This is a genomic window from Streptomyces pathocidini (assembly GCF_001418495.1).
Lineage (GTDB): Bacteria > Actinomycetota > Actinomycetes > Streptomycetales > Streptomycetaceae > Streptomyces > Streptomyces pathocidini.
The window spans coordinates 1-6,099 of the sequence record NZ_LIQY01000508.1 but is presented as its reverse complement, the minus strand read 5'-3'; the positions used below and the strand labels follow the sequence as shown (position 1 = coordinate 6,099).

At 71.6% G+C, this 6,099-nt stretch carries 7 protein-coding genes and 1 riboswitch; of the genes, 5 read left to right on the top strand and 2 right to left on the bottom strand.

Translation table 11 applies throughout. The features are described 5' to 3' along the window. Positions 1-292 precede the first annotated feature (292 nt). The 3 genes from AOK16_RS21550 to AOK16_RS21540 all read left to right on the top strand — a co-directional run bounded on the left by AOK16_RS21550 (position 293) and on the right by AOK16_RS21540 (position 2,101). Positions 293-598: a hypothetical protein gene (locus tag AOK16_RS21550; RefSeq protein ID WP_055473835.1), complete on the top strand. Its 306-nt coding sequence runs from the start codon at positions 293-295 to the stop codon at positions 596-598. Positions 599-902: 304 nt separating this feature from the next. Beyond that, positions 903-1,553: a hypothetical protein gene (locus tag AOK16_RS21545; protein WP_055473834.1), complete on the top strand. Its 651-nt coding sequence runs from the start codon at positions 903-905 to the stop codon at positions 1,551-1,553. Between the two features lie 41 nt (positions 1,554-1,594). After that, positions 1,595-2,101, top strand: a complete 507-nt coding sequence (locus AOK16_RS21540; protein ID WP_055473833.1) for a cupin domain-containing protein — start codon at positions 1,595-1,597, stop codon at positions 2,099-2,101. Positions 2,102-2,202: 101 nt separating this feature from the next. Here AOK16_RS21540 and AOK16_RS21535 read toward each other — a convergent pair whose 3' ends face one another. Further along, a complete protein-coding gene (locus AOK16_RS21535; protein WP_055473832.1) occupies positions 2,203-3,360 on the bottom strand; it encodes a transglycosylase family protein in 1,158 nt (385 codons plus the stop codon). Positions 3,361-3,363: 3 nt separating this feature from the next. Then, positions 3,364-3,537, bottom strand: a riboswitch (cyclic di-AMP (ydaO/yuaA leader). 495 nt (positions 3,538-4,032) lie between these two features. On the opposite strand from AOK16_RS21535, the gene AOK16_RS21530 reads away from it, so the two are divergent. Both AOK16_RS21530 and AOK16_RS21525 read left to right on the top strand, forming a co-directional pair. Then, positions 4,033-5,076 (top strand): permease, encoded by a 1,044-nt coding sequence (locus tag AOK16_RS21530; protein ID WP_079101633.1) that lies wholly within the window; start codon positions 4,033-4,035, stop codon positions 5,074-5,076. Next, entirely contained in the window at positions 5,073-5,843 is a 771-nt protein-coding gene (locus AOK16_RS21525) for a TIGR03943 family putative permease subunit (RefSeq protein WP_055473831.1), read from the top strand. The genes AOK16_RS21530 and AOK16_RS21525 overlap by 4 nt, the downstream gene beginning before the upstream one ends. A 130-nt stretch (positions 5,844-5,973) precedes the next feature. Here the strand turns inward: AOK16_RS21525 and AOK16_RS26065 are convergent. Beyond that, a partial coding sequence (locus tag AOK16_RS26065) for an acyl-CoA dehydrogenase family protein (protein ID WP_157859296.1) occupies positions 5,974-6,099 on the bottom strand: 126 nt, incomplete at its 5' end.

Sequence of the window (6,099 nt, the reverse complement as noted above, 5' to 3'; positions counted from 1 at the left end):
GCGCGGCATGCGTCAGCGTGTTCGCCATCCCGTGGGGGTCGTACGGTCGCGAAGGCAGCCGACCGTAAAGGGTGGGCGGGGCTTGCCCTGAGGCCGATCGCGGGCACGGAGAAGGCCCCGGCCAGGACGGGGGAGACCTGGCCGGGGCCTGGAATGCGGGTGCAGGCGGTGGGACTGGAACCCGCCGCCGACAACCGTAGTTGAACGATACACCAACAAGAGGGTGATCCGATCCGGTGACCTTGGCCGCGCCCTGTCCGGTGTGCGATCCCGGCGGCGCGAGGATCGTCCGATGAACCCTCCCTCCGGTCACCCGGCGCCCCATCTCGACCCGCGCGAGGCGGGCAAGGGCCAGGACCAGGAAGCCGAGCGGGCCACGAGCCAGTGGCGCAGCCAGCGCGCGGCCGCCCGCAGGGTGGTCGCCGGGTACTCCCGGGACTCGGAGGACCTGGCGTTCCTTCTCGAGGCCCTGGAACTGCACCCGGACACCGACGGGCTCTCCTACGGGTCCGGGCCCGCGAACCAGCGCGGCGGCAGCGGAGCTTCGGATTTCGGCGGCGACCCGGAACACGGCCGGGGGCACGGCTCCCGACCGTGAGCCCAAACACATCCGGCGCTTTCGGCAACTCGTCCGGCTTCGGCGGGCACAACGCGGTGCCGGCGCTTCGGCGAGCCGGGTAGGCCGGGAGACGCTCCGGCGCCCCCGGGGCGTCTGGGGAAACCCCTGCACCATTCGGGCGTTCCAGGCCCTCGTGTTCCCACAGGTCAGAGGTCTGGAAAGTATTCCGACGTCCCCAATTCGAGGGATGGCCATTGCCGTTGGCGGGGCTCACCCCGAAGCTCGAAGCCGCACGACTTCCCGTGCCTCTTCCGCCCTTCGGACTCCGAAACGGGGATACTCCATGACCACGCGCGCCCGTCTGGGCCTCGGCGCCGCCGCAGGACTCACCGCACTCGCCGCCTTCGCGACCGGCCTGGCCACCACTACACCGGCGGCGGCCAGGCCGGCCCCTCCCGCGGTGCCCACCGCCGTCGCCTCGGCTCCCAGGTTCCTCTCGCCCGGTGAGCTGCCGCCGCACCGGGCCTCGGGCTGGTACGGCGGCCCGGTGCGGAGCGGCACGCCCAGGCCCCTGCCCTTCTGCTACGAGGCGGCACTGCCGGGAGTGGCCTCCCGGTACCGGAAGTTCTGGACGGACTACGACACCAATGCGGAGCAGGTGACCGTCGTCGCGCGCGATGTGGCGAGGGCCAAGTCCCTGGCCGCCCGGTTCAACAGAGCGATCACCACGTGCGCCGCGAGGGCCGAGGCCAATGACCCGGACGTCACCGCCGAATTGCGGCGGTACGGAAGGCTCTCCGTCGAGGAGGGCGCCGACGTCTACGGCGTACACATCTCGCATGAGGCGACCTCCTCCGATATTCACCTGTTCTCCGTCGGCCGCGACGGGAGAACCGTGACCGTCTTGCGCTGGGGACAGATGGGCGACTTCCGGAGTGCGCAGGTGCCCGACTTCAAATGGACCACGCGCCACGCGGTGAACAAGCTCTATTGATGGGAGAATTCGGCATGGCGACCCTCAATAGGAGGCAGCGTATGCCGAATTCCGATTCAGCCCCCTCGGTGGCCGAACTCGCCCGGATCCACGGACTCGAACCGCTTCCTCTGGAAGGCGGGCTCTTCCGGCAGACCTGGGTGGGCGGTCCCCGGCAGCCGGACGGGCACCCGGCGGGCACGGCGATCGTGCTCCTGCTGTCGGCCGAGGACGGCCTGTTCTCGGCGATGCACCGGCTGCCCCGCGACGAGGTCTGGCACTTCTACCTCGGCGACGCGGTGCAGCTCCTGCTCCTGGAGCCGGGCGGCGGCTCGCGCGTCGAGGTGCTGGGCCAGGACGTACGGGCCGGGCAGCGCGTGCAGTTCACGGTGGAGGGCGGCACGTGGATGGGGGCGCGGGTCCGGCCCGGCGGCTCCCACGCGCTCCTCGGCTGCACCATGGCGCCGGGGTTCCTGCCCTCCGACTACGAGGGCGGGGCCGCGGACGAACTGGCCGCGCGCTACCCGCTGCACGCGAGCCTCATCCACGCCCTGTGCCGCATCTCGTAGCGGCGCTACCCGTGAAACGGCGAGGCGCCCGCCTCCGTACGGAACGGAGGCGGGCGCCTCATTCAGGTGCCGAGCGGGTCGGCCCGGGGTGACCCGGTGCGTCAGATGGAGACGCCGTGGGCGCGCAGGTACGCGATCGGGTCGATGTCCGAACCGTAGCCCGGGCCGGTGCGGACCTCGAAGTGGAGGTGCGGGCCGCTGCTGTTGCCGGTGGAGCCGGACAGACCGATCTGCTGGCCGCCGGTGACCTGCTGGCCGGCCGAGACGGACAGCGAGGACAGGTGGGCGTACTGGCTGTACTTGCCGTCCTCGTGGCGGATGACGACCTCGTTGCCGTACGAGCCGCCCCATCCGGCGGAGACGACCTCACCCGCGCCGATGGACTTCACGGTGGTGCCGGTCGGGACCGGGAAGTCGGCACCGGTGTGGTAGCCGCTGGACCAGGAGGAGCCGGCCTGGCGGTACGGCGTGCCCAGGTTCGGGTTGGCGACCGGGGCGGTGAAGCCGGAGGCGCTCTGCTCGGCCTTGGGGGCCTCGGCCTTGGGCTCGGCGGCCTTCGGGGCCTCGGCCTTGGGCGCGTCCTGCTTCGGCGCGGCCTCGGCCTTGCCGCCCACGGTCAGCTTCTGGCCGGGGACGATCACGTTCGGGTTGTCGCCGATGACCTTGCGGTTGTCCTCGTAGACCTTCTTCCAGCCGCCCTCGACCTTCTGGGCGGTGGCGATCTTGGAGAGGGTGTCGCCCTGGGCGACGGTGTAGGTCACGGTCTTCGCCGCGTCCTTGTCCGCCTTCTCGGCCGGGCGGGGCTGCGGCTTGGCGGCCGGAGCCTCGGTCTTCTCGGCCGGGGCCTCGGTGCCACCGGTGTTCAGCTCCGGCTCCGGGCTGTCCTTGGTCAGGCCGGCCTTGGCGCCGCACACCGGCCAGGCGCCGGGGCCCTGCACGTCGAGGACCTTCTCGGCGATCGCTATCTGCTGGTCCTTGGTGGCCAGGTCGGCGCGGGAGGCGTAGTCGTTCCCGCCGAAGGCGGTCCAGGTGGACTGGGTGAACTGCAGGCCGCCGTAGAAGCCGTTGCCGGTGTTGATGCTCCAGTTACCGGTGGACTCGCACTGCGCGACCTTGTCCCAGGTCTCGACGGTGGCGGCGTTGGCCGCGCCGGCGCCGATGAGCGGGAGGGCGATGCTCATACCGCCGGCGGCGGCGACGAGCGCGGCGCGGGATATCCGGCCGGGAGTGTGGCGACGGTGACGTCCGCGTGCAGACATAGGGGGTTTCCTCTCCTACGCCTGCGAGGTGAGCTGTCGGGTTCGGGCTGGAGTTGCCCGGCCGCGCCGTCTAGCAGCTTCGCTGCGGCACGTCTTCACCCCAAGCCGGTTCCACGCTGTGCGCGGTCGCGGCACTTACCTGGGTCCCCCGCTCCTGCCGTGGTGCGTTGTCGTTTCTCCCTCCGCCGGCGGCAGGATTCGGCGCTCCGGCGGAAGGGTGCCCGGCCTTTGGTTAACCAGGCAGCGGCAAAAGTAGACGCATCAATTTCTTCACCACAAGTGGCGGTCTTTCCCCCGAAGCACCCAGAAAGAGACCCACTCCACAGGGCGTCACGCTGTGCTGCCGATCCTTGTCCGTGAGCAATAGGAATTGCTACTGAATGGCTCTCACCATGGGTGCGGAACAACCGAGTTGGGGAAGTCGGCGAATTTCCCGTGCGCGACGTCACACCGGCGAGAAGGTTCCTGTGAGATGGCTCACCGGACAGCAAATTGCCCGTTTTGATCGCATCATTGACCTTTGTCGACCCAGGGACGCCAGGGGACTTTTGCCCGCATAGGGCGAATCCGGCGAATCGGATGATTCGGTACACCGTGGGCGCGCGACCTACCCTCCGCGGGCCCCGCCCGGCCGTATCGTGATGACCCCGGTCACAACGGTTCGGAGTGAGTGTGCACAGAGCGCAAGAGCTGGTCGACGCTCCCTCCCGCGTGGCGCCCGCACCCGGTGCGGACACCTCCCGGGAGCGGCCCGGGCGGGCGGTATGGCCTCTCGTCACGGCGGTCTCGCTGCTCGTCCTCGTCGCGGGTGTGGTGGCGGTCACCGGCGCGGCCGGCTGGCTGACCCAGCCGGCCGTGAAGGCGTGGCAGACGGTGTGCGTGGCGATCGTCGTCCAGGCCCTGCCGTTCCTGCTGCTGGGGACGGCGCTGTCGGGGGCCATCAACGCCTTCGTGCCCGCGCGTGTGTTCAGCCGGGTGCTGCCGAAGCGGCCGGCGCTCGCGGTGCCGGTCGCGGGCGCGGCCGGGGTCGTACTGCCCGGCTGCGAGTGCGCGTCGGTGCCGGTGGCCGGGAGCCTGATCCGGCGCGGGGTGCCCCCGGCGGCGGCGCTGGCCTTCCTCCTCTCGGCGCCCGCGGTGAATCCGATCGTGCTCGCCTCGACCGCCGTCGCCTTCCCCGGCGCCCCCGAGATGGTGGCCGCCCGGCTGCTCGCCTCGATGGCCACGGCCGTGATCATGGGCTGGCTGTGGCTGCGGCTCGGCCGCGAGGAGTGGCTGCGGCTGCCGGCCCACCGGACCGGGCACCGCCCGGGGCACAGCCGGTGGGAGGAGTTCAGGCTCGGTTTCCAGCACGACTTCCTGCACGCCGGCGGGTTCCTGGTGCTGGGGGCGATGGCGGCGGCGACCTTCAACGTGGCCGTGCCGCGCTCGGTGCTCGACACCTTCTCCGGCTCGCCCTGGCTGTCCGTCCTCTTCCTGGCCGGGCTCGCGATCGTGCTCGCGGTCTGCTCGGAGGCGGACGCCTTCGTCGCCGCCTCGCTGACCGGCTTCTCCCCCACCGCCCGGCTGGCCTTCATGGTCGTGGGCCCGATGGTGGACCTCAAGCTGATCGCGCTGCAGTCCGGTACCTTCGGCCGGGCCTTCGCCGTACGGTTCTCCACCGCGACCGCGGTGGTCGCCGTGGCCTGCAGCGCGCTCGTCGGGTGGTGGCTGCTGTGAAGCGGAACATCCAGGTGCTGCTGCTCCTGCTGTCCGGGGCCGGAGTGCTGCACATCACGCTGCTGACCGAGGTGTATCTGCGGTACGTGAAGGAAGGGCTGCGGATTCCCCTGATCGTCTCGGGCGTGCTGCTGCTGGCGCTGGGGATGGTGGGCGCGGCCCGGGACGGCTTCCCGTTCGCCAAGCCGACGGCCGAGGAGCCGGCGGAGCACGCGGACCACGACGGCGACCACGGCGGCGGCGGGCACGGGCACGGGCACAGCTCGGGCCCCCGTATCGCCTGGCTGCTCTTCCTCCCCGCGCTCGCCCTGCTGTTCTTCACGCCGCCCGCGCTGGGCGCGTTCACAGCCGCGCGGGAGAGCGATCCGGCCGTCAGCGAGGACGCCCGGTTCGCCCCGCTTCCCGACCGGTCCCCGCTCGTGATGCCGCTCTCGGACTTCCAGGCCCGCGCCCGCCAGGACACCGGCCGGAGCCTGAAGGGGCGTACGGTCCGGATGACCGGGTTCGTGACGCCCGGCGAGGACGGCGGCTGGTACCTGACCCGGCTGGTGCTGAGCTGCTGCGCCGCGGACGCGCAATCGGTCAAGGTCCGCATGCACGGCGCCGAGGCGCCTCAGGCCAACAGCTGGGTGACGGTGACCGGGAGTTGGCGCCCGGTGGGCGAGGTCGGCACCGACTCGGCACGGGCGGCGCTCGACGTGGCGGGGATGCGGCGCGTCCCCCAGCCCGCGAACCCGTACGCGGACGCGGTGCCGCCCACGGCCTGACGCGCTGGGGGCGGGCGGTCGGGCCGCGGGCGGGACGGCGGGTCCGCCGACCACCGAAAGGTCACCGGACAGGCACCACCTGACAGGCGCCACCGGTCAGGCGTCAGCAGACGGTCGCAGCGGATGGGCGTCAGCGGATGGGCAGGCCCGCCAGGGTGCGGGCGATGACCAGGCGCTGGATCTCGCTCGTGCCCTCGAAGATGGTGTAGATCGCGGCGTCCCGGTGCATGCGCTCGACCGGGTACTCGCGGGTGAC